The organism is Limnohabitans sp. Rim28, assembly GCF_000293865.2.
Lineage (GTDB): Bacteria > Pseudomonadota > Gammaproteobacteria > Burkholderiales > Burkholderiaceae_C > Limnohabitans_A.
In genome coordinates, this window is record NZ_ALKN02000006.1 from 148,805 (window position 1) to 174,137 (window position 25,333).

Genomic DNA, 25,333 nt, shown 5'->3' on the forward strand with positions numbered 1-25,333 from the left:
ATGGTGGCGCAAAGATCGGCGAATCGGGGTCTGACCCCAATTCATACCAATTAATAGGTCGCGCCTTTGGCGGGTGCGGCAACAGAAATGGCTGATTTGAAATGCGCCGCCAAATCCGTGGTGTGGCGCATCAAGAGTTGCGTGTCCAGGCCCACCGCGACGAACAGCGCGCCGAGCTGGAGGTATTGCGCGGCCAGATTGCGGTCGGGCGAGAGGATGCCGGGCGCCTTGCCCGCCTTCAGGATGCGGGCGATGGCGTCCTCGATGGCCGCTTGCACCTCGGGGTGGGCGGCGTTGCCCACATGGCCCATGGAAGCGGACAGATCAGCCGGCCCAATGAAGACACCGTCCACGCCGGGCGTGGCGGCAATCGCATCCAGGTTCTGCAGGGCCAAGCGCGACTCCACCTGCACCAGCAGACACACTTCCTGGTTGGCGCGTTTGAAGTAATCCGGGTAGTGGCCCCAGCGCGAGGCCCGCGCACCGGCCATGCCGCGCACGCCGCCTTGCCCATCGTCTTGCGGGTAGCGCATGGCCTGCACCAGTTGTGCGGCCTGCTCAGGCGTGTCGACCATGGGCACCAGGATGTTTTGCGCACCCAGGTCCAGGTATTGTTTGATGAGCGCCGTCTCGCCCACGGGCACACGGCACACCGGGTGGCTGCCGGGGTAAGCGGCCAGGGTCTGCAATTGGGCCTGGATGCTGCGCAGGTCATTGGGCGCGTGCTCGCCGTCGATCACCAGCCAGTCGAACCCGGCCAGGGCGCAGATTTCGGCGGTGTAGGCATTGGCCAAACCCATCCACAGACCGATCTGGGGCTGTTTGTTGTGCAGGGCTTGTTTGAATGTATTCACGGGGGTGTTCATGGATCAGTTCCTCTCGTTAAAGGCCACAAGGCTTACAGGCTGCTGGTGCCGGGGTGGCGGTCTGGGCGATGTGGCAAAGCGAAGCGCCTCTGAGCCCGGGCCGCCACCTCGGGGCCAGCAGCCTCCCGCACACGCATGACGAAGACTCGGCATCAAACAAACCGGAACTCCAGTTTGCCCAAAGGCCCGTAGTCCGCCTCGAACACATCACCCACTTTGGCCAGCGCCGGTTTTGTGAACGAGCCCGCCAACACGATCTCGCCCGCTTGCAAATGCTCACCCCAGGGCGCGAGCTTGTTGGCCAACCAAGCAATGCCCACGGCAGGATGCCCTTGCACACCCGCCGCCAGCCCTGTTTCTTCGACCACGCCGTTCTGGCGCAGCACCGCGCCACACCAGGGCAAATCGGTGGTCAACGGGTCCACGCGTTTGGCCCCGAGCACGATGCCCGCATTGGCGGCGTTGTCGCTGATGGTGTCGTAGACCTTGCGCATCAACTTGGTGTGGCGGTCGAACTGTTCGATGCGCGAGTCGATGATCTCAATCGCGGGCGTGACGTACTCGGTGGCCTCCAAGACTTGCTGCACCGTCACGTTGGGGCCGCGCAGTTCTTGTTGGAGGATGAAAGCCAGCTCCACCTCGACACGCGGGGCGATGAAATCGGTGAACGGAATGTCCAGCACCTGACCAGGCGTGCAGTCGTAGCGCATGTCATCCAGCAGCGTGCCGTAGTCGGGCTCGTCGATCTGACTGGAGACCTGCATGGCGCGGCTGGTCAGGCCAATCTTGTGGCCGATCATGGTGCGCCCTTCGGCGAACTTGAGCTGCATCCAGGCGCGGTTGATGCGGTAACCGTCTTCGATGGTCATGCCTGGAAAGCGCTTGGAAAAGTGCTCGATCTGCACGCGGGATTTTTCGGACTGGTTGAGCTCGTGCGCGAGCTGCTGGATCTGGTCTTCGGTGAACACGGACATGGCTCAAACTTTGTTGAAAAGTGGATGGAGGTTGCTGTGCTTGGCGTCAAACACCTCGGGACCAACGTCGATCTGCAGCGTGATGCCGATGTGGCGCTGCGCCATCACGGGCGCGAAAAAAGCCTGGGCCACTTCGAGCAGGGTTTGACCTGCGCGTTGCTGCGTGGCCTCGCTGCGGCCACGGCCCATGCGCACGTTCAGGTACACAAATGCGTAATCGCCCGTGCCCCCAGCCGCCCGTCCCGCCGCACCCCCATCGGCCACCGCGTAATGCGGCGCGGGGTAAGCCAACACACGCGTGCCGCCAGTGGGGAAAACTTGTTTGCCGTCTTCGTCTTTGACGGTGAGCATGGCATCGGCCATCTGACGGCACAGGGCGGTCATGCTGAGCTCATGGTCCAGCTGGCCAGTGTAGAGAATCACGAGGTGGGGCATGTGTCTTTCTCCTCAAAGCCGGGTGCTGATGGCGGTGTAGCCCTCGGCCGCGCTGGCCACCGCGGCGGGCACCAGTGCACCGTCCTGCGGCGTCACTTCGAAAATGGCATTGAGCTGGCCCGTACCACTGGCGCCGAAGTACGGCGTCACCATGTCCACCGCGCCGTCATAGCCGGTCCAGCCCAAAGCGCCCATGAGCATGGCGGTGTCGTGCATGAAGCCTTCGCCGTGGCCTTTGCTGGCGTACTCGGGCAGCATCTCGCAAAAGGCTTTCCATTCGCGCTTGCCCCACATCTGCAGGACTTGCTTGTCGAGCTGCTCCAAAAACGGGCTCCAGATCTTGTGGGCAAATTCGGGCGCCAGACCGTTTTGCGCAAAGCGGTGTGAGAGCGAGCCGCTGGCCAAAAACGCCACCTTGCCGTCGTAGTGCTTTTCCACCGCTTCGCGCATGGCCCAGCCCAGGCGGGCGCTGTCATTCAGGTAATGCACCATGCACAGCGCCGAGACCGAGACCACCTTGAAGTGCTGGTCTTCGTTCATGTAGCGCAACGGCACCAGGGTGCCGTACTCGGGGTCGAGTGTGGTGTTGTCGTGCGCCAGCGTTTCCACGCCATGCGCGTTCGCCACTTTGGCGAGCAAATGCCCCAACTCGGGGTTGCCCGGTGACTCAAACGCCATGTGGTGGATGAAGTGCGGCAACTCGTTGCTGGTGTACTCACCTTTGAAATGCGGCGCACAGTTGATGTGGTAGTTCGCATTGACCAGCCAGTGCGTGTCAAACACCACCAGCGTGTCCACCCCCAGGGCGCGGCAGCGGCGGCTGATTTCCTGATGACCGTCGATGGCGCTTTGGCGCGTGCCAAAACGCGGGCCAGGGATCTCACTCAAGTACATGCTGGGCACGTGGGTGATTTTGGCAGCGAGTGCAAGTTGGCCCATGGTCAGACCCCCCAATGCGGAATGTGGTGGCCGCCCAGCGACACCGCCACGTTTTTGGGCTCGCAGAACACTTCGTAGCTCCAGGTGCCGCCCTCGCGGCCGGTGCCGCTGGCTTTGGTGCCACCAAAGGGTTGGCGCAGATCGCGCACGTTCTGGCTGTTGACAAAGCACATGCCGGCCTCGAGCGCAGCGGCCACGCGGTGGGCACGGCCCAGGTTTTCGGTCCAGACGTAGCTGGAGAGTCCATATTCGATGTCGTTGGCTTTTTCAATCGCATCCTGCTCGTCCTTGAACGGGATCAGGCAAGCCACAGGGCCGAAGATTTCCTCTTGTGCGATGCGCATGCGGTTGTCGACATCGGCGAACACCGTGGGCCAAACGAAGTTGCCGTTCTTCACATGCGCGGGCAAGTCGGCAGCGTAGCCGGGTTGGTTCAGACCGCCGCACAGCATCGTGGCGCCCTCTTGGGGGCCGAGTTCGATGTAGCTGCGAACCTTGGCCAGGTGGGCTCTGGAGATCATCGGGCCGACGATGGTTTTTTCATCGAGCGGGTCGCCCACGGTGATGCGCTTGGCCCGCTCGGCAAACCTGGCCGCAAAGTCGGCATAAATGCTTTGTTGCACCAGGATGCGGCTGCCGGCGGTGCAGCGCTCGCCGTTGTTGCTGAAGATCATGAAGATGGCAGCATCCAGGGCGCGGTCTAAATCGGCGTCTTCAAAGATCACGAAGGGGCTCTTACCACCGAGTTCCATGCTGAACTTCTTGAGGCCCGCGCTCTGCACGATGCGGTTGCCCGTGACGGTAGAACCGGTGAAGCTGATGGCGCGCACATCGCGGTGCGAGACCAGCGGCTCGCCCGCTTGCTTGCCGTAACCGTGCACCAGGTTGAGCACGCCAGCGGGCACCCCCGCCTCCAGCGCCAGCTCGCCCAAACGCGCAGCGCTCAGGGGTGACAACTCGCTCATCTTAAGCACGGCGGTGTTGCCAAAAGCCAGGCACGGCGCGACCTTCCAGGTGGCGGTCATGAAGGGCACGTTCCAGGGGCTGATGAGCGCGCACACGCCCACCGGGTGGAACAGGGTGTAGTTCAGGTGCGTGGGCGTGGGGTAAGTGTGGCCGTCCACGCGGGTGCACATTTCGGCGAAGTAATGGAAGTTATCGGCCGCACGCGGCACCAGCTGCTTGCCGGTCTGGCTGATGGTCTGGCCGCAGTCCTTCGTTTCCGTCTCTGAAATCTCGGGCACGTGTTTCGTGATCAGGTCGCCCAGCTTGCGCATGATCTTGGCGCGCTCAGTGGCCGGTGTGTTCGCCCATTTGGGGAAGGCGGCCTTGGCGGCGGCCACAGCGGCGTTCACTTCTGCCTCGCCCCCCGATGCGACCTCGGCCAGCACTTCTTGCGTGGCCGGGTTGATGGTCTCGAAATAATCGCTGCCGGCCACGCTTTGGCCATTGATCAGGTGGTTGATTCTCATGTTCATGCTTTCACAAGGGTGTTGGTGAGCGCCCCGATGCCTTCGATCTCGGTGACCACCACATCGCCGGGGTTCACGTTCACGATGCCATCGGGCGTGCCGGTCAGGATCAGGTCGCCGGGGTTGAGCGTCATGAAGCTGCTGAAGTACTCGATCAGCGTGGGCACATCGAAAATCATGTCGGCGGTGCTGCCGCTTTGCGTGACCTGGCCGTTCACGGTGGTCTGCAGCTTCAGGGCCATCGGATTTGGAATGTCGGCCGCATTCACCAACCAGGGGCCGATGGGTGTGCAGGTGTCGCGGTTCTTCACCCGCAGATTGGGGCGGTACCAGTTCTCCAGGTAGTCGCGGATGGCGTAGTCGTTGGCCACGCTGTAACCGCCCACAAAGCCGTAGGCATCGGCCTTCTTGACACGCCGCGCGGTGCGGCCAATGACCACGGCCAGCTCGCATTCGTAGTGCATGTAGGCCACTTGCTCAGGTCGCTTGGTGAAGGCTTTGTGCCCGATCAGCGAGGCCTCGCCTTTCATGAACGCGAGGGGCTCTTCCGGGGCTTTGAAAGCCAATTCCTTGGCGTGGTCCGCGTAGTTCAGGCCCAGTGCGATCACGGTGCGGGCCTGCGGCACGGGCGAGAGGGGGGGCAACCAGACGACGTCGTCAAAGGCCACGCGATGGCCTTTGTGCGGGCCTTGGGTGATGTGCAACCGGCCATGTTCTTCCACGGCTTGCTGGATGGCACCCGACCAGGCAATGCGTGCGTGCTTCATGCGGCACCTCCGACTTGGACAGACACAGACGCAAAACCGGGCGCAGAAATGACCACACGATCCCCTGGTTTGGCACGCGGACGTGTGCCATCGATCAGGCAATCGGTACCCACCATCAGCACATCGCCCGGTTGCAGCGTCATGAACTCACCCACATCGACCAGCAGGGTGGGCAGGTCACGCACCAACGCCCGAAGGTCCACTGTTTGCACCAGATCGCCATTGCGGTGCACATCCATGTGCAGCGCAGTCCATTCAGACACTGCGCCGAACGTGGGTTGCTCCGGCAACGCCAAAAAGCCATCGCGGCAACGGAACTTGACCGGTGGGCGGTAATAGCTGGCGTGCGGTACCGACCAATCGCACAAAAGCGCAGCACTCGCCACTTGGCCGCCCTGACCCATGACCAAGCCCAGGGTTGCGCCGATGTCGACCTCTGTGACGCCGTCTTGCAGCCACAGGTTTTGTCCGGCTGGGGAGAAGGTATTGGCCGATTTGACGTAGAGCACGGGCGCTTGGGGCGCGGCCTTGTGCGGGTCTTGCGTCATGCGCGGGGCCCAAAGGTCCCACTCACGACGGAAGTTGAGCAAGGTGCCATACACCGTGCCTTGAGGCTGCCAAGCTGGGTTTGCACGGGCCGTGTTGAGAGAGATGGGGCTTGTAGACATCGCTTATTCCTCGACCGTCGCGGTATCGGGTTCTTGGGTTTGTGCGCCGGGCACTTCCAGTGCAATCAGCTGGTCCAGCAGGTGGTACAAGGCCGTCAGTTGCGTTGGCCCCAAATGCTGGGCCATCCAGGTGTAATGCGCCTCGATGGTTTGCGACAAGGCCTGCACTTTGGCCAGTCCTGCTGGCGTGGCCCGCACCACGGTGCGTCGGGCATCTTGCGGACAGCGCTGGCGTTCAATCAAGCCATCGCGGGCCATTCGGGTCAACACCCCGGTCAAGCTGGGGCCCAGCAAAAAGGCTTCGGTGGCCACACGGCCGGTTTCGACGCCGCCAGGCTCGTGCGCATGCTCACCCAAAACGCGCAACACGCGCCATTGTTGGTCTGACAGCCCATGCTCTCGCAAACTCGGTCGGGTGTGCAGCATCACGGCTTCGCGCGCTTCGAGCAAAAGGCGCGGCAGGTTGCGGTGGGCAAAAGCGGTGTTGGCAGTCATTTATTTAACATGTTAAATGAATAAAGCGACGCCGTCACGAGGGTTTTCACCAGCACACGACGCCTTCTGCGCTCGACATCCCCCTGCTGCAAGTTGAACCCCTGCTTTCTTCTCATAAGATGCAAGGCTGTTTTGAAGCCCCCCCAGATAGAGAGCTGCCCATGTCATTTGCCGAATTGCTGTTGGGCCTTGCAGGACCCGTGATCCAAGCACCCATGGCCGGCGTGCAAGACCACCGGCTGACAGCCGCCGTCTGTGAGGCTGGCGGATTAGGGTCTTTGGCAGCCGCCATGCTCAGCCCTGAGGGGCTGAGGGCCGAGCTCCAAGCCTTGAGCAGCGCAACTGACCGGCCTTACAACGTCAACTTTTTCTGCCACACCCCGCCGGTGGCAGACCCTGTGCAGCAAGCCGCCTGGCAGCAGACTTTGTCGCCCTATTACGCCGGCATGGGCCTGGACCCCGCCAGCATGCCCAGCGGTGCAGGCCGCGTACCCTTTGGTCACGACAGTGCCGATGTGCTGGAGGCCTTTCGCCCAGCAGTGGTGAGTTTTCACTTTGGCCTGCCAGCGCCGGATTTGCTGGCCCGTGTCAAAAGTTGGGGCAGTCTGGTGCTGTCATCGGCCACCACCGTGCAAGAAGCCATGTGGCTCCAAGCCCATGGCGCAGATGCCGTGATCGCCCAAGGCTTAGAGGCGGGTGGGCACCGCGGCATGTTTTTAACGGATGACTTGACCACCCAAATGGGCACGTTTGCCTTGTTGCCCCAAATTGTTCAGGCTGTGCAGTTGCCCGTGATCGCCGCCGGGGGCATTGGTTCTGCCCAAGGCGTGGCTGCAGCACAAGCGCTGGGGGCGGCGGGTGTGCAAGTTGGCACGGCTTACCTGTGCAGCCACGAGGCCACCACCAGCGCCCTGCACCGCGCGGCCTTGCAATCGCCCGAGGGGCAGCACACCGCATTGACCCGCCTGTTCAGCGGCCGCCCAGCGCGTGGCATCGTTAACCGCCTGATGCGCGAGCTCGGCCCACTGAACCCCGCTGCGCCGGCCTTTCCTTTGGCCACCGCAGGCATTGCGCCTTTGCGCGCCGCAGCTGAAACTCAGGGCTTGAGTGACTTCACGCCCCTGTGGTCCGGCCAAAACGCCGCCAGCGCTCGCAGCCTGAGCGCTGCCGACATCACCCGTGAAATGGTCAAGGCCTGGCGGTGCGTGGTTTGACCTCGAAGGCACAATCGCCCCATGGCCAAAGACAAATCGATTTTCACCTGCACCGAATGCGGCGGCACGAGCGCCCGCTGGATGGGCAAATGCCCCAGCTGTAACGCCTGGAACACCTTGATCGAGGGTTCGAGCGAGCCCGCTGCAGGCAAAAACCGCTTTGGTTCGGTGCATGCATCTTTAGCCCCCACGTCCGAAGTGCTGCCCCTGGCACAGATTCAAGCCGCCGACTTTGAACGCCACCCCACCGGCATCGACGAACTTGACCGCGTGTTGGGCGGCGGCATGGTCGAGGGCGGGGTGGTGCTGATTGGCGGCGACCCGGGCATTGGCAAATCGACCCTGTTGTTGCAAGCCGTGGACGCGTTGCAGCGCAGCGGCATGAACACCCTGTATGTGACAGGCGAAGAAAGTGGTGCACAAGTGGCCATGCGCTCGCGCCGACTGGGCCTGCCAGATTCGCAAGTGCCCGTCCTGCCCGAAATTCAGCTCGAAAAAATTCTGCACACCCTGCAAGCACGCCAGCCGGGCATTGCCATCATCGACTCCATTCAGACGGTGTATTCGGACCAACTCACCAGCGCCCCCGGATCGGTCGCCCAGGTGCGCGAATGCGCGGCGCACCTGACACGCACCGCCAAATCCACCGGGACCACCATCGTGCTGGTCGGTCACGTCACCAAAGAGGGCGCGCTCGCTGGTCCCCGGGTGCTGGAGCACATGGTGGACACGGTGCTTTATTTTGAAGGCGACACGCATTCCAACTTCCGGCTGATCCGCGCCATCAAAAACCGCTTTGGTGCGGTCAACGAGATTGGCGTGTTCGCCATGACCGAGAAAGGCCTGAAAGGGGTGAGTAACCCCAGCGCCATCTTTTTAAGCCAGCACGCCGAGCCGGTGCCCGGCAGCTGCGTGATGGTCACACTGGAAGGCACGCGACCGCTGCTGGTGGAAATTCAAGCCTTGGTCGACAGCGGCGGCCCATCGCCCCGGCGCCTTTCTGTGGGCTTGGACCGCGACCGCCTGGCCATGCTGCTGGCGGTGCTGCACCGCCATGCAGGCGTGGCCTGCATGGACCAAGACGTGTTTGTGAACGCCGTCGGCGGCGTGCGCATCAGCGAGCCGGCAGCCGACCTGGCCGTGATGTTGGCCATCACCAGCAGCTTGCGTGGCAAAGCCCTGCCCAAAGGCTTTTTGGCCTTTGGCGAAGTGGGATTGGCGGGCGAAGTGCGCCCCGCACCGCGCGGCCAAGACCGCTTGAAAGAAGCCGCCAAACTCGGCTTCAAGGTGGCGGTGGTGCCCAAGGCCAATGCCCCGAAGAAAAACGACAAGGCGTTCGAGGGCCTGACGATTTACCCAGTCGATCGCATCGAAGAAGCCATGCAAGTGGTGCGGGGGCTGGACTGAGCGCCGCTCAAGCAAGGCACAATCTGCCCCCATGAATTTCACCAAAATACTCGCGCCTCTGGCCATCCTTGTTTTCACCATCGGGGCTTGGCAGGCTTTTCAGTGGGCCGGCATCGCTTTGGCGGCTGGCGGCGTGGTCATGTGGGTGTTGCTGCACTTCACGCGCATGGTCACCATCCTCAAAAAAGCTGCCGACCGACCTATTGGCCATGTGGCCAGCGCCGTCATGCTCAATGCCAAACTGAAAAAAGGCGTTAATTTGATGCATGTGATCGCCATGACACGCTCTTTGGGCCAGCTTTTGACGGAAAAAGACGCCCAGCCCGAGATCTTCACCTGGACCGATTCCAGTGATTCGGTGGTGACCTGCACTTTTGTGGGCGGCAAGTTGACCGAGTGGGCTTTGGTGCGCCCCGAAGTAGGCTCAGAAGAGTCAAACCCTTAAAATCCCGATCAACCCTATTTAATGCAGTTTCTTCAAAGGACACTTTCATGAGCGTAGTCATTCCCTCCATGTCAGACCGTGACGGCAAAATCTGGATGGACGGCCAGATGGTCGACTGGCGCGATGCCAAGATCCATGTACTGAGCCACACCCTGCACTATGGCTGCGGCGCTTTTGAGGGTGTGCGCGCCTACAAAACCGAACAAGGCACCGCCATCTTCCGTCTGCAAGAGCACACCGAACGCCTGTTCAACAGCGCCAAGATCTTGCGCATGAACATCCCATTTACCCAGGCGCAAGTCAACGAAGCCCAGCGCGATGTGGTGCGCGAAAACAAGCTGGAGTCAGGCTACATCCGCCCATTGACCTGGATTGGCGACAAAAAACTGGGCGTCAGCCCCAAAGGCAACACCATCCACTTGATGGTGGCCGCCTGGACTTGGGGGGCCTACTTGGGCGAAGAAGGCATGAAGCGCGGCATCCGCGTGAAAACCAGCAGCTACACCCGCCACCATGTCAACATCACCATGACGCAAGCCAAGGCGGTGAGCAACTACACCAACAGCATTTTGGCCAATATGGAAGTGACTGACGAAGGTTACGACGAAGCCTTGTTGCTGGACACCTCGGGCTTTGTGTCCGAAGGCGCGGGCGAAAACATCTTTGTGGTCAAGAACGGTGTGATTTACACCCCCGACTTGTCGGCTGGCGCCTTGAACGGCATCACCCGCAACACGGTGTTCCACATCGCCAAAGACTTGGGGCTTGAGATCGTGCAAAAGCGCATCACCCGAGACGAGGTCTACATTGCCGACGAGGCTTTCTTTACCGGCACTGCCGCTGAAGTCACGCCGATTCGCGAACTCGACCGCATCGAGTTGGGCAAAGAGGGCTATGTGGGCAGCCGTGGGCCGATCACCGAAAAAATCCAAAGCGCGTTCTTTGACATCGTCAACGGCCGCAACCCCAAGTACGCCCACTGGCTGACCAAGGTTTGAACCATGAGCAACGCATCCGTTGAACTGCTGGCCTCCGACCTGAATCCCCAAGGTGGTGTGTTTTGCCCCAGCCCCAAAGCCGACATGAAAATCTGGAACAGCCACCCCAAGGTGTACTTGGACGTGGCCAAAACCGGCCAAGCCAAGTGCCCTTATTGCGGCACGGTTTACCAACTCAAAGCCGGGGAGGTGGTGGGGCACCACCACTGATCAACCGGCATGGTTTCGACCGAAGTCATCGTCACCACCTACAACAACCCACAAGCGCTTCATTTCGCCTTGTTGGGTTTGGAGGGCCAAAGCACACAAGCGTTCAAGGTGTGCGTGGCAGACGACGGCTCGGGAAGCGATACGCAAGAAGTGGTGTCACTGTGGCAGCATCGCTTTGGACAAGAACGGTTTCGCCATGTTTGGCACCCCGACAAGGGCTTTGCCAAAAATGAAATTTTGAACAAAGCGATTGTCTCGTCGCAAGCCGATTACTTGATTTTCATTGATGGTGACTGCATTGCTTCACCCGGCTACGTCCAAAGACACCTTGATTTACGCCGGCCAGGACAATTTGTCAGTGGCAGTTTGATTCGAATGCCCCTGGAGGTGAATGAACTGCTGACGGACGGGCTCATCACCACGAAGGCTATTTTTCAAACGAAGTGGCTGAAGTCCCATGGCTCGATACGCAGACTTGGCTCATGGCTAAAAACTGCCAACTTGCCCTTGCCGATGTCTGACTTTTTGGAGCGGATTTCACCTGTCAAAAAAGTTTGGAATGGCTGCAACAGCAGCGGTTGGCGCAGCGACTTGCTCAAAGTCAATGGCTTCGACGAGTCCATGAAATACGGGGCTGAAGATGTGGAAATGGGCGTGCGGCTGAACAATGCCGGCATCATCGGTCGACACAACCGTTACACCGCTCCGCTGCTTCACATTGAACACGCTCGCGGCTACGCCGATCCTTTGGTCGCAGCCAGCAACAAACGCTACATGAAAACCGTTCGCCGATCGGGCAGAACATGGACGCCTCTGGGCATCGTGAAATCCGAAACACCGTCATCTCTCATTCAGGATTGACCATGCCCCACGTCACGCCCTCACCGCTGCGGCTGAGCATTGGTATCCTGACCAAAAATGAGGCTGCCCTCATTGGGCCTTGCATCGAAAGTGCCGCATTTGCCGATGAAGTCATCGTGTTGGACAGTGGCAGCACAGACAATACGCTGGACATTGCGCGCAGCCTGGGCGCAACCATTTTTGTCAGCGAAGATTGGCAGGGATTTGCGGTTCAACGCAATCGTTTGCTGCAGCGCGTCACTGGCGATTACATTTTTTTCCTGGATGCCGATGAAATCGTGACGCCCGAGTTGCGCGATGAAATCAAGGCCATCGTCGACTCGCGCGCAACCGGCATTTGGAAGGTGCGCTGGACTGTGGTGGCTTATGGGCATGTTCTGAAACACTTCAAATCAGACTCCAACATGGAGCGCCTGTTCACAACCCACTTGATCGACCATTACGAGGGTGTTGTCCACGAAGGTGCCGTCATCAAGTCCGACACACCCGTGCAACGGAAGGTCCTTCGTCACCGATTGCTCCACCACTCCCGTCAAAGCATTCGGTCAAGCCTCGAAAAACTGACGCAGTACGCCATGTTGGGGGCAGCCAAGCGACACAGTGCAGGCCAACGCGGCGGTATTTTTCGTGGTTTCTTATCGGCGACGGGTTCTTTCGTGAAGACCTATTTTCTTCGCGGCGCCATTTTGGATGGTGGCCCTGGCTTTCTGTACTGCTTGTTCGTCGCGCTGGAGTCATTTTTCAGGTACGTGGCGTTGGCGTATGACCGCGACAAGCTGAACACCTCTGTGGGCCGTTGACCTGGGAGCCCATGCACATTTTGATTTGCAACAAATCCCCTGTCCCCGTTTTTGCTTACGGTGGAACGGAGCGGGTCGTTTGGGATTTGGCCAAGTGCTTGGTCGACAAAGGGCACCAAGTGAGCTTGCTGGTCCCCAAAGGCTCTCACTGCCCCTTTGCACATGTGATTGAGCTTGACGATGCGAGGCCATTGGCAAGTCAAATTCCCAACCATGTTGACATGGTTCACTTTCAATTCAATCCTGGTCTTGATTTCGAATGCTCAAAGCCATGGTTGATGACCCAACACGGGAACTCAGACCTGAATGAGCTTTTGCCTCGCAATACGGTCTTTGTTTCAAACAACCATGCCCTGCGACATGGTGCGCAATGCCATGTTCATAACGGCCTCGATTGGCGCGCTTATGGACCCGTTGATTTGGGGGCAAAACGCCACCATTTCCATTTTTTAGGCAAAGCGTCATGGCGCGTGAAAAATGTTCAAGGCGCCATAGACATTTCTAAAAAGGCGCAAGTGCCATTGAAGGTACTCGGGGGAACAAGGCTCAATATCAAACGCGGATTTAGACTCACACTGGCCCGACATGTGTCTTTTTTAGGCATGGTGGGTGGCGAGATCAAGTTGACGGCGCTGCAACAATCCAGAGGACTGATTTTTCCTGCTTGCTGGCACGAACCGTTTGGTCTCGCTGTGATCGAAAGCCTCTATTTTGGGTGTCCTGTTTTTTGCACGCCTTATGGTGCTTTACCAGAGATCGTGACTGCAGAATGCGGCGTTCTCTCAAATCATGAAGAAGCTTTGGTTGAGTCGGTTAAGACTCAATCTTTTGACCTGAAAGCTTGTCATGCAAGATCTGTCGATTTCTTTAACGCCGACCGGATGACTGACGCTTATTTGAGCGTTTACCAGCAAGTACTGGACCGCGATTTTTTGAATCAAAACAATCCATGTATGCGAGAAAGTGCCGTTCGCTTGCCTTGGATCAGCGGTTAAATTTTTGTGAATACCCTCTCGCCAGTGCTTATTGTGTATGGGCTGATCACCTCGGCTTTTGTGTTTTCATCGCTCAGCACCAAGGCCATGGGTTTGGCATGGATTCTCATCACTGGTTTGGGAGTTTTCGCTGGATCAAACCATCTGCGAACAGCCCATAAAAACACAGCGCCAAGCTGGCTTCACGTTTGGCTACTTTGCACGGGCTTGGCCTTGGTGTTCAAGGTCGGCTTAACGGCTTACTGGTCAGACCCCTGGGGTGAGAGGCATGGTGAGTTGCGTCTGTTCTTGGGCGCATTGGCTGTTTACGGTCTCCTGTGCATGCAACCTTTCAACCAGAAAGTCCTCGTTCACTTCGCACATGCTTTGTCGCTGAGCAGTGTATTGGGCCTCTTCTGGGTCACTTGGCACGACAGAGGCGCGTTGCCCACTCATCACATCCCCTGGGCCGGCAGCTTGGCCATGGTCAGCGCCTTTTTGCTGGCACTGTCACTCAAATCTGACTTTTCTCTTGGGTGTCGACGCCTGTGGTTTTTGGGTGGCCTGTTCGCCGTCATGGCCGTCTTGGCCAGCCAAACCCGAGGGGCTTATGCGATTGTCTTTTGGTGGTTGGGGGTTTGTGTGCACCATGTTTTTGTGCGGCCGTCGGTGTTGGCAAGCCTTAAGGGCCGAACCCAACCCACAAACATCTTCGTCAGCGGCATGGTCTTGTTCATGGCTCTGCTCGTTTTCGCGCAAACAGCCGTTTTTGAACGTGCAAGCCAATCCCTTCATGACGCCGCTCAAGAAATCAGTGTGTCGCAGCAATCGACTGCGCAAGGATCCAACAGTTCGGTGGGTGCACGGATTTACATGTGGCAGCAAAGCCTGGCCGCCATTGCCGAGTCGCCATGGATCGGCCATGGTCATGACGGACGACGGCAGCTCTTAGAAGATTGGGCGGTTGCCGCAGACTCTCAAGAAATCAAACGTTTGGGCCATGTTCACAACGAATTCCTGCACCAATGGATAGACCATGGCCTGTGGGGTCTCAGCAGTCAGCTTTTGTATTTGCTCGGCCTTGTCCTGATGGTTTGGCGACTGCAACGAAAAAATTTGGGCCCGGCCGCATTGGCCGTTGCGGGCATCACTTTTGTCCACCTGACCAGCAGCATGACCAACGTGAATTTTGCGCACAACCACTACACCGCCAGTCTGTCGATTTTTGTGAGCCTGAGCCTTTGGTTGTCACAACTCCCCCCTAAGCAAGCGGCGTGAACCCCTGATTTTCTTGTGACGTTGTCTTCAGCGATTTGCGCGCATGCACCCGCGCCGCCAAGGCCACCAAGACCAACACCGGCAATCCCAACCAAGCTGTGGCGGTGAAGAAACTGGCGTAACCATAGGCGTCAACAAAGTCCCCCGAAAACCCGGCGATGAACTTGGGCAGGAGCAGCATCATGGAGCTGAGCAACGCGTATTGGGTGGCCGAATAGCTGATGTTGGTGAGCGAGGACAAATAGGCGATGAAGGCGGCAGTCGCAATGCCGCTGGCCAGGTTGTCGGCCGAGATGACCCACACCAGCGCCTGCACATCGTGCCCCACGCCGCTGAGCCACACGAACAACAAATTGCTGGCTGCACTGAGCACGGCGCCCAACATGAGCACGCGCATGACCCCGAACCGCGCAGACAGCAGACCGCCGACAAAGGCGCCCACCAAGGTCATGATGACCCCGTACACCTTGGTAACCCCGGCAACCTCGCTTTTGGTGAAACCCATGTCCACATAAAACGGGTTGGCCATGATGCCCATGACCACATCGCTGATGCGGTAAACCGCGATGAGTGCCAGCAACAGCACCGCCTGCCAGCGGTAGCGCAGCCAAAAATCGGCAAAGGGTTCGAGCACTGCGCCTTTGAGCCACTCGGCGACGTTGCGCGCGGGCTTGAAGGGTGCGGGCACAGGCTCGGGAGAGCCCAGCACCACCAGCATGCCCGGCAACATGCTGAGCGCCATCACCAGGTAAGCCGCTTGCCAAGCCGACTGGGCATAGCCTGTGGCTTGCTCGCCTTGGGCCCAGGCTGCGATCCACAAAACGCCAGCCCCGGCCCAAATCATGGCCAAGCGGTAACCCGTTTGGTAACTGGCGGCCAATGCGGCTTGGGCGTTCACCTCGGCCGACTCGATGCGGTAGGCGTCCAGCGCAATGTCTTGTGTGGCCGAAGCAATCGCCACCGCCAAGGCGCAGGCCACCAAAGGGCCAAGCAACTGCGACGGGTCGTTGAGCGCCATGCCGACCAAACCCCCAGCGATGACGAACTGCGACAGCAACAACCAGCTGCGCCGACGCCCCAGCTGCCGTGTGAGCCAAGGAATGGGCATGCGGTCCACCAAAGGCGCCCACATCCATTTCACGCCATAGGCCAAGCCCACCCAACTGAGGTAGCCGATGGTGCTGCGGTCAATGCCCGCTTCGCGCAACCTGAAACTGAGCGTGCCCAAGACCAGCAGCAAAGGCAGGCCGGCTGCAAAACCCAGCGCCAACATGCGCAAGCTGGCGGGCTGCAAGTACAGACGCAAGGCCTCGCGCCAAGTGCGCACCATGACGGGCGTAGAGGGGTTTTGGGGAGCAGCAGTTTCAAACATGGGCAGATTATCGGCTGCTGCAGTTTGTTTGTGCACGCACCTTGAAAGCGCGATAAACCTCAGGCATTCGTTATGATTTGCAGACCATGTGCTTTATTTGCGATTTCAAAACATCCTCTGCCGATGCCGCACCGCCATCGGACTCGCCTCGCTGGCAAGCCCGCCGTGCCTTCTTGTTGGCTGCGGGCGCCACTGCCGCTGTGGGCACCACCGGCGCATTGGCCCAAGTGGATGTGGGCTCGGCGTCTGGCCTGCGCAAATTGGTGCCTGCCGAAACCCTCGAAATCTCAGCCCAGCAACAGTACACCCAGCTTTTGGCCGAAGCCCGCGCCAAAGGCGCGTTGGCACCGGACGACCATCCCCAATTGCTGCGCCTCAGAGCGATTGCCAACAAACTGATCCCGCACAGTGCCCCCTGGAACGCACGTTCACGCAACTGGCGCTGGCAAGTCAACTTGATTGGCAGCAAACAAATCAACGCTTGGTGCATGCCCGGCGGCAAGATCGCCTTTTACACCGGCATCCTGGACCAGCTGAAACTGACCGAAGACGAAGCCGCGATGATCATGGGGCATGAGATGGCGCATGCGCTGCGCGAGCATGCCCGTGCGCGTTTGGCCAAAAGCCAAGCCACCAGCTTTGGCCTCTCAGTCGCCTCCCAACTTTTGGGCTTGGGCGCATTGGGCGATGCCGCAGCCAACCTGGGCACCCAGCTGCTCACCCTGAAATACAGCCGCGATGACGAAACCGAATCCGATTTGGTAGGCCTTGAGATTGCAGCACGCGGTGGCTACAAGCCCGAAGCCAGCGTGACACTTTGGGAAAAGATGCAGTCTGCCAGCGGCAATGGCGGGCCGTCTTTTTTATCCACGCACCCCAGCGGCAGTAACCGCATCGAAGAGCTTCAGGCCAACCTGCCCAAAGTTCAGCACTTGTACGAGCAAGCCCGCAAGGGCTGAACAGCCCGGCGCGCTTCAGGTGCCGCCCACATAAGGGTTGCTTTGCCGCTCACGCCCGAATGTGCTTTCGGGGCCATGGCCAGGAATGAACACCGTGTCGTTGCCCATAGGCCACAGGCGCTGGGTGATGCTGGCGATCAAATCATCGTGGTTGCCTTGCGGAAAATCAGTGCGCCCAATGCTGCCCGCAAACAGCACATCGCCCACAAAGGCACGCTTGATCTCCGGCGAATAAAACACCACATGCCCAGGCGTGTGTCCTGGGCAATGGCGAACCTGCAAAGTGTGAGCGCCCAGCGTCACGGTGTCACCATCTGCAAGCCACCGCGTGGGCTTGAACACCCGCGCAGGTGGAAAGCCATAAGCTGCGGCAGCCTGCGGCAAACCGTCGATCCAAAATTTGTCGGCCGGGTGCGGCCCGATGATGGGGAGGCCGCCCAATTGTTCGGCCAAATCGGCCGTACCCGATGCGTGGTCCAAGTGACCGTGCGTGATCCAAATCTGCTCCAGATTCAAACTGTGTTGGCGAACGGCGGCCAAAATCAAATCCAAATCACCCCCAGGGTCTACCACCGCCGCTTGGCGGCTTTGGTCGTCCCACACAAGAGAGCAATTTTGCTGGAAGGGCGTGACGGGAATGGTTTGGTATTGCAGCATCCGCAAATTATAGGAATGTCAGGTCTCGGGGTTTGGCACCAACGCGTGTACGCCACCCCACAGACGCTGAGGAAAGCCATCCTTATCCTGAAAACGCTTGACCAGCTTTTGCCTGATTGGCACAGCTCACCGTCAAGTCTTCGCTTGCAAACACCAGGAGTTCATCTATGTACACCGCACATCCACTGATTCGAATAGCAGGAACATCCCTGCTCGCCATGACCTCGCTGGCATTGACCGCCTGTGCAGGCATGACTCAACAAGAGAAAAGCACCGCCATTGGGGCGGGGGTGGGGGCCATTGGGGGGGCGATCCTGACGGGTGGGAGCACCACAGGGACGCTGGGCGGGGCTGCGGTAGGTGGTGTGATTGGCCACGAAATTGATAAGTCTAAAAAGTGAGCACCCACCATGCTTGAAAGTGTAGCCATCGCACTTGTGCTCTTGTGGCTACTGGGCTGGGTCTCGTCGGTCACGTTGGGGGGGCTGATCCATCTTCTGCTGGTGATCGCCTTGGTGGTGGTCTTGGTGCGCGTCATCCAAGGTCGGAGGCCATGATGGGCCATTGACTTCAAAAAATCGTCCCACAAAAAAGCCTGCACCACGCCACGTGGTGCAGGCTTTCAAGTTTTGAGGGTTCAGCGTGGCTGCTGCGTACCGGTCACTTCCACTTCAACACGGCGATCCACTCGCAAACAAGTGATCAAGGCCTGACTGGCTTTGACGCCTTGGCACTGGCCGAAGCTGGTTTCAGGCTGCGTTGCACCCACGCCCACAGCCGTCACTTTGTTGGCGGGCATGCCGCCCACTTGCACCAAGTAGTTGCGGACCGCCTCGGCACGGCGCGTTGAAAGCTTGGCGTTGTAGGCCTTGGCACCCAGGCGGTCGGTATGGCCCGTGACCTGAACCGCATCCACGTTCACACCTTGCAATTCCTCGACCAATTTGTCCAGCGCTTTTTTGCCATCGGCTTGCAAACTGTCTTGATCGAAACCGAACAAGGAGTCGGCTTGCAACTTCACCTTCACCCAAGGCTTGGGGGCAACAGGTGCTGGCGTCGCCATCGGAACAGGTGAGGGCTGCGGGGCTGGCGCAGCCGCGACTACCGGTGCTGGCGCGGGCGCAGGGGCTGCCTGGATAACAGGCTCTGGGCGGTAGGTGGGTGCAGGCGGAACATAAGCCGTACGCATCGGACTGGCTGCAGCGGCAGGCGCGCCAAAACGGTACACCAGACCGACAGAAATCAAGTCGACGAAGGCCTTTTGCGCCACCAAATCATTGACCTGGTAACGCTCACCTTCCAAACGAGCCGTCAATGCAGGTGTGAACGCATACTGCGTGCCAAAACCAAACTTGTAATGGGTGTCACGTTTGTTGGTCGAAGACGCTGCGACCGCACCGGCACCAGTGCCATCGATGCCGCCTTTGGTTTCGGCGTAAGCGGCGCCCACACGGCCCAGCAACGACCAACGGTCCGTGATGGGCAGGGTACCGACCAGGTCCAAATTCAGACCTTGGACTTTGGCTGTACCGCTCACAGTGCCCGCTGGGGTGGTGCTGGCGTCAAAACCAAAGCGCCCCAGGTTGAAGTAACCCGCCTCGACCGCCCAATTGGGCGAGATGGGGAAGCCCAGATAGGCTTTGTAAGCGTTGCCATTCTGATCTATGGCCAGAGGGCCTGCCGCGACGCCCGCACCCAGTGCATTTTGGGCGGCAGCGTCGTGGTTGAACTTGGCTTTGGACTCGCCCGCCCCAATGCCCATGTACATGCCGGTGTTGTCGATGCCCGATTGTGCATAAGCACCAGGCGCTGCCAAAATCAACAAAGCCAAAAGCGAGAGACGGGGTTTGAATGTAGTTTGTTTCATTTGAAAATTTCCAGATCAAAGAGAAGAATGAACGGATGAAAAGGGTGAAGGGGTCCGATGCCTTTGAACCGATCTGCAACTAAGAAGGCGGTTTTTCTTTCAAAAAGCGCTGCAGCAGCATCAGCCAAACAGGATCACGCAAAGCGTGCGCCAACTGGCTTCGTGAAATGGCCAGACGCTGAAGGGGCGTCAACTCGGCACTCATGGCGCGTCAGCCGTTCGAATGACTTCGAGGTCCAATTGCAGCTGCGACTGAATGTCTTGCCACAAGGACGGCAGACGCAAACTTTTTGCGCGCCACCCCAGCAGCACACTGATGACCAAAAAGCTGCTGGGCAAGCCCCACAAAACCGCCGCTTGCGATGCGACCAGTTGAGTGGCTGTGCTCCACAGCATCAAGGCCACACCACCGAAGATCAAGGCCAGCACCATGGTCACCGCACTCAGTGCAAACATCACCCATCTGTTTTTGAGCGTGCACATGTAATGCGAACCCACCTCGCTGGCCAAGTCCACATAGCCTTGGGCATGCGACTTGATCAGCTCGGGCGGCAGCAACATCATTTTCAGCAGCAGCTTGAGCATCAGCGTTGACGTGAACGCATCAACCAGGACACCGCCAAAGCCGCTGCAGCCCCGGTGCCGGCCGCAATCAGCACGGAAGTCATCGGTTCGTGTTGGATGAAGTGCTCGGTTGTCACGCGCACATGGCGGGCTTCTTTTTCCAACTTGTGCTTGACGTCGGACATGGCATCTTTGCCGGATTCACTCAGATCGTGCAGCTCATCTTTGACACGGTGTGTCATGCGGCTCAACACAGGTCGTGCTTCGTTGAGTAATTCATCCACATTGCTGTTGACACTGGCGCCCAAAGAGGACATTTTTTCGGTGGCGGATTTGAGATCGGACATATTGGCCTTTGAAGTGAATGAAAAGAGAGACATTCACTTTAGGATCCGCGCAACGCCATGTCTGTGGGCTGTCACACCAAGGGTGCAGTTATGAAATAAGACGCAGCTTGTGCGCTCTGGCGCACCGACTCATCACCAGTTCCTGCATACGATGAATTGTCTTGAACAGCCATCCCATGGGGTGTGGCTTCAAGCAAGGGGTCAAGCCTTGGCTTGGCTGTTTCGACCGACTGCACGATAGGACTACAACATGATTCGAAAAACGACTTGGGCCACATTGGCCGCTTCTCTGGTTCTGGTGCTTGCATCTGGTTGCGCGGTCACGCGTGGCCAGGAATCTGTGGGTGCCTACATCGACGACACGGGCATCACCACTTTGGTGAAGTCACGATTTTTTGAAGACAAAGACGTGGCAGGCTCATCCATCAGTGTGGAAACACTGAACGGCACGGTGATGCTTTCGGGTTTTGCCAAAAGCACTTTAGAGCGCAACAAAGCCGAGACCATCGCTCGCGGTGTAAGGGGCGTCACATCTGTTCGCAACGAGGTCGCTGTGCGTCCTTGATCTGAAGCAGGGCCGAATCCGGCGTTCCCGTCGGATTCGGCGCTTCACAGCCCACGCTACGGCGGTTGATTCATTTCGCCGCCGCTTCTTTTTGAACTTTCAGGCCGATAAAAACAGATGCCAAGGCTTGAACTTCTGGCATGACATACACAAGGCCTGGAGTGCCCCGAAATGCGGGCAACACCACCGATCGCCAAAACTGAACTGGGACATTGATGCAACCATAGGAGATGCGGTTGTCGTGCACAGAAGGAGAAGCCAGCCTCTCCAAACGCTGCTCACGGGGATTCAAGCTGCGAACGGGATGCATGGATATGGCCTGCTCATAGTCGACCCATATGATGGTTTGCCCAAGGCTATTGCGATCCAATTGCGCCAGATAGCGGCCCGCAGGCGTGGTGCGTTCTTCAGGTTTGATTTGCGCCAAGGGTCTGTCGCCCAAGTCTTTAATGCCATCATCACCTTTGGCCAAGCCCAACAAGGCGGGTGCCGTCCCCAACATGCGGCCATCGCGGTCGAAAACAAATACCCGCGCCTCGCGCTTGTCGACCACCACAAAGGGCAAGCCCTGGTGGTCTAAAGAGCGCATGATCCAATGCGTCAAATCTTGTGCAGGCACCGACGCACCCCGCTGAACGAGTGCAGCTTGGATGGATCCAGCATCGGGTGCGCTTTGAGCGGTGGCTTGCCAAGTCATGAATGGCATGGCGCTCCCCAAGAGCCATGTCCCGATCACGGCCCAACATTTGGGAGCCGAAGCAGCACGCAACAAACGCATGGCAGTCCAGCGTTCGAACTCAGTTTCGGTCTTGTTTAGGTCGTCGTGGCAAAAGAGGGGGCAGCATGCGCTTGACTGCAGGTTGTACAGCGGGTACTGGCGTGGGTATTGGCATGAGCGACTGAGCTGCTGGCATGGGTTCAGCAGTCAGGGGCTTGTCAACCGGCTCAGGTACCGGTAATGGCTCTGGAACCACCGTGGCCGCCAAGGTCACCGGTCCTTGCACGGGCACTTTGCCAGGCAAGACCCGCAGAAGGACCACGGCTCTGTCACGACCCGGAACTTTCGGCAAGGCCTGTCTCTCACCGCTGGGCGACAAGGCCTCTTGAACAGGTGGCGTGATCACTGGCGTTTCTGTAGACGGCACTTCTGGCAACACCACAACAGGCGGCACCGGGACAGGCACGACCACTTCAGGCTCTCCAACAATCGGCGGTTGGACCGGAGGGACCACCACCTCGGGCTCCACCTGAATCGGTGGCACTTCAGGCACCACCACTGCAGGCGGTGGTACATCGGGCGGCGCCACCGGCGCAGGCGTCACGGTCAACACGCCGCTCACATAGCTGATGCTGTAGTTGCTTGGGGTGAACGTGCCGCCAGTGGCGCTGCTGGGCACAATCGCATACGGGCTGCCCGGCACAGCGGCAGTTGCTGCTTGGCCTGCGCTGGTCAGTGTCACGCTGCCCACCGTCTCGCCATTGACCAAAGCGCTCGCATCAAAACCTGTCAAGGCGGGTGCTTGTCCGTACACCTTGCTCACGTCTTGGGCCGTGATCGTCAAGGGTGCGGGCATGATGGTGCCGGGTACAGTCAGCACACTCACGCTGTAATTGCTACCGCCATTGCCATCGCTGACACTGAAGCTGCCGTTGGCAGCCAAGGTACTGGCACCATCCCCCAACACATCTTTGCTGGCAAACGATTGGGTCAAAGCACCATTCAAGGTGTCACTGGTTTGCAAGCCTGTGACCGTGGGCACGCCCACCGAACTTGTGGTGCCGTTGTACGCGCGCGCATCGGTCACCGCGTTGACTGTCAAGGCGCGTGGCGTGATGTCAGCGCGGGCTTGGTAGGTGCCCACAGGCGCGGCGGCTGTGGCAAACAAATCGTAGGTGGCATTCGAAAAAGTCGACGCATAGGTGATGGCTTTGTCCGTGCCCACATGTCGGGTGTCAAAGTTGGCCAGACTGACCGGGCCCAAGGTCACCGGAGGCGGCGCGGCCGTCACATCGGGCAACAAGCCGCTCACCGTGGCCGTGGTGGTGCCGTCGTACACCTTGTTGTCGCCCAAGCCAAACACCCACGCTTTGGCATCGAGCGTGCCAGCACCCGTCAAATTGGCATCGTAGGCCACGATCTCACTGCCGGTGCTGGCGTAATTCACCGGGTTGAATCGGATGATCAACTCGCCTGTGGTCACGGTCAGGCAATTGCTCCCGCAGGTAATGGCCACAGTACCTGCTGCTGCACCGGGACCTGTGCCGTCGTTGTCGGCGCGCAGCACCATATTTCCTGTCGTGACCGTAGACGCAGCGCTGACGGTCACGTTGCGCCCCGCCACCGCTTGCAAGTTGCCCGTGGTGATGGTGGTCGCCGCGTTGATGTTGACGTCTTGTGCTGCGGTAAAGCCCAGTTGGCCTGTGGTCGTTTTAATGGCTGCGCCCACCGTCACGTCGCCCCCGGCGTTCAACGCCAAGCTGCCGTTGGTGCCAGTGATGGCTTCGTTCACATTCACATTGCGGGCAGCGTTCAGGGTGAGCGTGGTCGTTGCTGTCCAAGTGATGGCTGCGTTGACACCGATATCGCCGAGGCCTGCACCGCTGGCGCCCGTGTTTGCGGTGGTCAGTGTGACGTTACTGCCCCCTAAAGCGCTGACCAAGTCGGCCACGTTGACGATGGCAGCACCGACCCCTGCGTTCGGCGCAAAAACACCACCTGTTGCCGTGGCATCGGTGGTCGCCGCGCTTGAAATGGTGATGTCCGCCGGGTCCAGCAGCCAAGTGCCGATTTGACCACGCGGTGCGCGCGAGTCCACCCGCAACCCACCCACATCCAACCATTGACCCGAGGTTTCGATCAAGCCGCCATAGCCACCTTGGGCGCCTCCACGCGCTGACACCTGGCCCTGCGCCCTCGTGCTGCCATCGGCCCACAACACCACCTGCCCACCATGGCCCATATCGCGTGCATTGGCCTCGATGGTGGCGCCAGCGCTCATGTAAACCGATTGGGCATGGGGGAGAGCCGCATCACGGCCCTGGTAACCGCCACCGATCAAGACCTGTCCACCGCCTGCGCCGCCCGAGGCCAAGATGTGCGCATCAAACAGGCCCACCTGGTGACCTGTGGCCAGCACGCGGCCGGCTTTTTGTCCAGGCCCCGCACTCACATCCAAGGTGCCCCCGAGGGACACGGTGCCCGCACCCATGCTGCCCAACAGCACGATGGTGCCTTGGCGGTTTTCCACAGTCTGCGCTTGCACGACACCGGTGTTGTTCACGGCATTGGCCAACAAGTTGCCTGCCACTTGCGTGCTCATGAGCACTTGACCACCATCGGCTTGCAACAAACCCCCATTGCGCAACAACGCCTGTGCGACGCCTTGGTCCAGGTGGACATTCAGCAACTGGTCACCCAGCACGTCCAGCGTCATGGCCTGTCCAGCGGCCAACGCCACACTGCCCCGATGTGCCGTCACAGTGCCCCTGTTATTCACATGCGCACCGAGCAAAGCCACATAACCGCCGTCTGCAGCACGCAAGGCACCTTGGTTGACCAACTCTGCTGTGCTCGGACCCGAAAACCGATAACGCCCAGCCATGAAGTCGACATCGGTGGTGTTCAGCGTCGACGCCACCAATCCACCCACATTGACCGAAGAGCCCAGGCCAAACATGATCCCATTGGGGTTGATGAGGAACACTTGGCCGTTGGCTGAGAGGCTGCCCATGAGCACAGAGGGGTCTGCACCCACGACCCGGTTAAGGGCAATAGCCTGTCTGCCCGGCTGAACAAATTGAACCGATTGCCCCACCCCAATGCCAAAGCTTTGCCAATTGATCGCCACGTTGGGCGTGGTTTGGGTGATGGTCATTTGCCCTGGTGTTTGAGCGATGGTGGCTTGGCCTGCGCTGACCACCCCACCCGTGGGGTTGGCCATGACCAGTCCGCCCCATGCCAGCATCAAGGCCACAGGCAATCGGCGGCCAGTCGATCCAGCTCGGCGCATTCTGACGCCATCGAATGGGCCCCATGCACGTTGGCCTGAATGGACTGAACCCGTGTTGACCCTTGAGGTCGTGGTTTTCCCAAGTCCGGCGACATGTTCAGAAGTGGCCACGCAAGTGCCCACAGCAGGGCTCCAGATGGATCGGTAAATGTGGTTCATGAATCTGTCCTTGTTCTCGACTGCGTCCGC

29 protein-coding genes are annotated in these 25,333 nt (G+C 59.3%); 13 read left to right on the forward strand and 16 right to left on the reverse strand.

All coding sequences use genetic code 11. The features are described from left to right. Positions 1-50: 50 nt before the first annotated feature. The 8 genes from B472_RS08690 to hpaR all read right to left on the reverse strand — a co-directional run bounded on the left by B472_RS08690 (position 51) and on the right by hpaR (position 6,616). On the reverse strand, positions 51-866 hold the full coding sequence (locus tag B472_RS08690) for an aldolase/citrate lyase family protein (RefSeq protein ID WP_019426834.1): 816 nt from the start codon (positions 864-866) through the stop codon (positions 51-53). Positions 867-1,018: 152 nt separating this feature from the next. After that, complete coding sequence (gene hpaH / locus B472_RS08695) at positions 1,019-1,840, reverse strand: 2-oxo-hept-4-ene-1,7-dioate hydratase (RefSeq protein WP_019426835.1); 822 nt, start codon at positions 1,838-1,840, stop codon at positions 1,019-1,021. 3 nt (positions 1,841-1,843) lie between these two features. Then, positions 1,844-2,275 carry a 5-carboxymethyl-2-hydroxymuconate Delta-isomerase gene (locus tag B472_RS08700; RefSeq protein WP_019426836.1) on the reverse strand — a complete coding sequence of 144 codons (432 nt, stop codon included), beginning with the start codon at positions 2,273-2,275 and terminating at the stop codon, positions 1,844-1,846. Positions 2,276-2,287: 12 nt separating this feature from the next. Continuing rightward, complete coding sequence (gene hpaD, locus B472_RS08705; RefSeq protein ID WP_019426837.1) at positions 2,288-3,214, reverse strand: 3,4-dihydroxyphenylacetate 2,3-dioxygenase; 927 nt, start codon at positions 3,212-3,214, stop codon at positions 2,288-2,290. A gap of 2 nt (positions 3,215-3,216) precedes the next feature. Beyond that, positions 3,217-4,686 carry a 5-carboxymethyl-2-hydroxymuconate semialdehyde dehydrogenase gene (hpaE, locus tag B472_RS08710; RefSeq protein WP_026039510.1) on the reverse strand — a complete coding sequence of 490 codons (1,470 nt, stop codon included), beginning with the start codon at positions 4,684-4,686 and terminating at the stop codon, positions 3,217-3,219. 2 nt (positions 4,687-4,688) lie between these two features. Continuing rightward, complete coding sequence (locus B472_RS08715; protein ID WP_019426839.1) at positions 4,689-5,453, reverse strand: fumarylacetoacetate hydrolase family protein; 765 nt, start codon at positions 5,451-5,453, stop codon at positions 4,689-4,691. Then, the gene (locus tag B472_RS08720; protein ID WP_050995443.1) at positions 5,450-6,121 is read right to left on the reverse strand and encodes a fumarylacetoacetate hydrolase family protein; all 672 of its coding nucleotides are present in this window, start codon (positions 6,119-6,121) and stop codon (positions 5,450-5,452) included. The genes B472_RS08715 and B472_RS08720 overlap by 4 nt, the downstream gene beginning before the upstream one ends. Positions 6,122-6,124: 3 nt before the next feature. Further along, positions 6,125-6,616 carry a homoprotocatechuate degradation operon regulator HpaR gene (gene hpaR / locus B472_RS08725; protein ID WP_019426841.1) on the reverse strand — a complete coding sequence of 164 codons (492 nt, stop codon included), beginning with the start codon at positions 6,614-6,616 and terminating at the stop codon, positions 6,125-6,127. Positions 6,617-6,777: 161 nt separating this feature from the next. Here hpaR and B472_RS08730 point away from each other — a divergent pair, with 161 nt between their 5' ends. From B472_RS08730 to B472_RS08770, 9 genes are all read left to right on the forward strand, one after another. Next, the gene (locus B472_RS08730; RefSeq protein ID WP_019426842.1) at positions 6,778-7,830 is read left to right on the forward strand and encodes a nitronate monooxygenase family protein; all 1,053 of its coding nucleotides are present in this window, start codon (positions 6,778-6,780) and stop codon (positions 7,828-7,830) included. A gap of 21 nt (positions 7,831-7,851) precedes the next feature. Next, positions 7,852-9,237, forward strand: a complete 1,386-nt coding sequence (radA, locus tag B472_RS08735) for a DNA repair protein RadA (RefSeq protein ID WP_019426843.1) — start codon at positions 7,852-7,854, stop codon at positions 9,235-9,237. Positions 9,238-9,268: 31 nt separating this feature from the next. Next, entirely contained in the window at positions 9,269-9,682 is a 414-nt protein-coding gene (locus B472_RS08740) for a hypothetical protein (RefSeq protein WP_019426844.1), read from the forward strand. Between the two features lie 47 nt (positions 9,683-9,729). Continuing rightward, positions 9,730-10,680: a branched-chain amino acid transaminase gene (locus tag B472_RS08745; RefSeq protein ID WP_026039513.1), complete on the forward strand. Its 951-nt coding sequence runs from the start codon at positions 9,730-9,732 to the stop codon at positions 10,678-10,680. Between the two features lie 3 nt (positions 10,681-10,683). Next, positions 10,684-10,890 (forward strand): zinc-finger domain-containing protein, encoded by a 207-nt coding sequence (locus tag B472_RS08750; RefSeq protein ID WP_019426846.1) that lies wholly within the window; start codon positions 10,684-10,686, stop codon positions 10,888-10,890. Between the two features lie 9 nt (positions 10,891-10,899). Beyond that, positions 10,900-11,751, forward strand: coding sequence for a glycosyltransferase (locus B472_RS08755; protein ID WP_019426847.1), 852 nt, complete (start codon positions 10,900-10,902; stop codon positions 11,749-11,751). Between the two features lie 2 nt (positions 11,752-11,753). Then, the gene (locus tag B472_RS08760; protein WP_019426848.1) at positions 11,754-12,551 is read left to right on the forward strand and encodes a glycosyltransferase family 2 protein; all 798 of its coding nucleotides are present in this window, start codon (positions 11,754-11,756) and stop codon (positions 12,549-12,551) included. Between the two features lie 11 nt (positions 12,552-12,562). Next, entirely contained in the window at positions 12,563-13,546 is a 984-nt protein-coding gene (locus B472_RS08765) for a glycosyltransferase (RefSeq protein WP_019426849.1), read from the forward strand. A gap of 423 nt (positions 13,547-13,969) precedes the next feature. Then, positions 13,970-14,803, forward strand: coding sequence for an O-antigen ligase (locus B472_RS08770; RefSeq protein WP_157951968.1), 834 nt, complete (start codon positions 13,970-13,972; stop codon positions 14,801-14,803). Here the strand turns inward: B472_RS08770 and B472_RS08775 are convergent. Beyond that, entirely contained in the window at positions 14,787-16,175 is a 1,389-nt protein-coding gene (locus B472_RS08775) for an MFS transporter (RefSeq protein WP_040505928.1), read from the reverse strand. The two genes, B472_RS08770 and B472_RS08775, sit on opposite strands and share 17 nt — an antisense overlap. 86 nt (positions 16,176-16,261) lie before the next feature. Between B472_RS08775 and B472_RS08780 the strand changes: the two genes are divergently transcribed. After that, positions 16,262-17,134: a M48 family metallopeptidase gene (locus B472_RS08780; RefSeq protein ID WP_019426852.1), complete on the forward strand. Its 873-nt coding sequence runs from the start codon at positions 16,262-16,264 to the stop codon at positions 17,132-17,134. A 15-nt stretch (positions 17,135-17,149) separates the two neighbouring features. Here B472_RS08780 and B472_RS08785 read toward each other — a convergent pair whose 3' ends face one another. Beyond that, complete coding sequence (locus B472_RS08785; protein ID WP_019426853.1) at positions 17,150-17,791, reverse strand: MBL fold metallo-hydrolase; 642 nt, start codon at positions 17,789-17,791, stop codon at positions 17,150-17,152. A gap of 167 nt (positions 17,792-17,958) precedes the next feature. On the opposite strand from B472_RS08785, the gene B472_RS08790 reads away from it, so the two are divergent. Next, a complete protein-coding gene (locus B472_RS08790; RefSeq protein WP_040505907.1) occupies positions 17,959-18,192 on the forward strand; it encodes a glycine zipper 2TM domain-containing protein in 234 nt (77 codons plus the stop codon). A gap of 9 nt (positions 18,193-18,201) precedes the next feature. Further along, positions 18,202-18,348, forward strand: a complete 147-nt coding sequence (locus B472_RS08795) for a lmo0937 family membrane protein (RefSeq protein ID WP_019426856.1) — start codon at positions 18,202-18,204, stop codon at positions 18,346-18,348. Between the two features lie 80 nt (positions 18,349-18,428). On the opposite strand, the gene B472_RS08800 is transcribed toward B472_RS08795, so the two are convergent. The 4 genes from B472_RS08800 to B472_RS08810 form a co-directional block, all read right to left on the reverse strand. Beyond that, complete coding sequence (locus tag B472_RS08800) at positions 18,429-19,658, reverse strand: OmpA family protein (RefSeq protein WP_019426857.1); 1,230 nt, start codon at positions 19,656-19,658, stop codon at positions 18,429-18,431. Between the two features lie 79 nt (positions 19,659-19,737). Next, positions 19,738-19,863: a hypothetical protein gene (locus B472_RS17430; protein ID WP_019426858.1), complete on the reverse strand. Its 126-nt coding sequence runs from the start codon at positions 19,861-19,863 to the stop codon at positions 19,738-19,740. After that, complete coding sequence (locus B472_RS08805; protein WP_019426859.1) at positions 19,860-20,243, reverse strand: hypothetical protein; 384 nt, start codon at positions 20,241-20,243, stop codon at positions 19,860-19,862. Before B472_RS08805 ends, B472_RS17430 begins: the two co-directional genes overlap by 4 nt. Continuing rightward, the gene (locus B472_RS08810) at positions 20,243-20,569 is read right to left on the reverse strand and encodes a DUF883 family protein (RefSeq protein WP_019426860.1); all 327 of its coding nucleotides are present in this window, start codon (positions 20,567-20,569) and stop codon (positions 20,243-20,245) included. The genes B472_RS08805 and B472_RS08810 overlap by 1 nt, the downstream gene beginning before the upstream one ends. Positions 20,570-20,819: 250 nt before the next feature. Between B472_RS08810 and B472_RS08815 the strand changes: the two genes are divergently transcribed. Further along, positions 20,820-21,134, forward strand: coding sequence for a BON domain-containing protein (locus tag B472_RS08815; protein WP_019426861.1), 315 nt, complete (start codon positions 20,820-20,822; stop codon positions 21,132-21,134). A 70-nt stretch (positions 21,135-21,204) separates the two neighbouring features. Here B472_RS08815 and B472_RS08820 read toward each other — a convergent pair whose 3' ends face one another. Continuing rightward, a complete protein-coding gene (locus B472_RS08820; protein WP_202862777.1) occupies positions 21,205-21,840 on the reverse strand; it encodes a hypothetical protein in 636 nt (211 codons plus the stop codon). A gap of 91 nt (positions 21,841-21,931) precedes the next feature. Then, on the reverse strand, positions 21,932-25,303 hold the full coding sequence (locus B472_RS08825; RefSeq protein ID WP_081504952.1) for a filamentous hemagglutinin N-terminal domain-containing protein: 3,372 nt from the start codon (positions 25,301-25,303) through the stop codon (positions 21,932-21,934). Positions 25,304-25,333 lie beyond the last annotated feature (30 nt).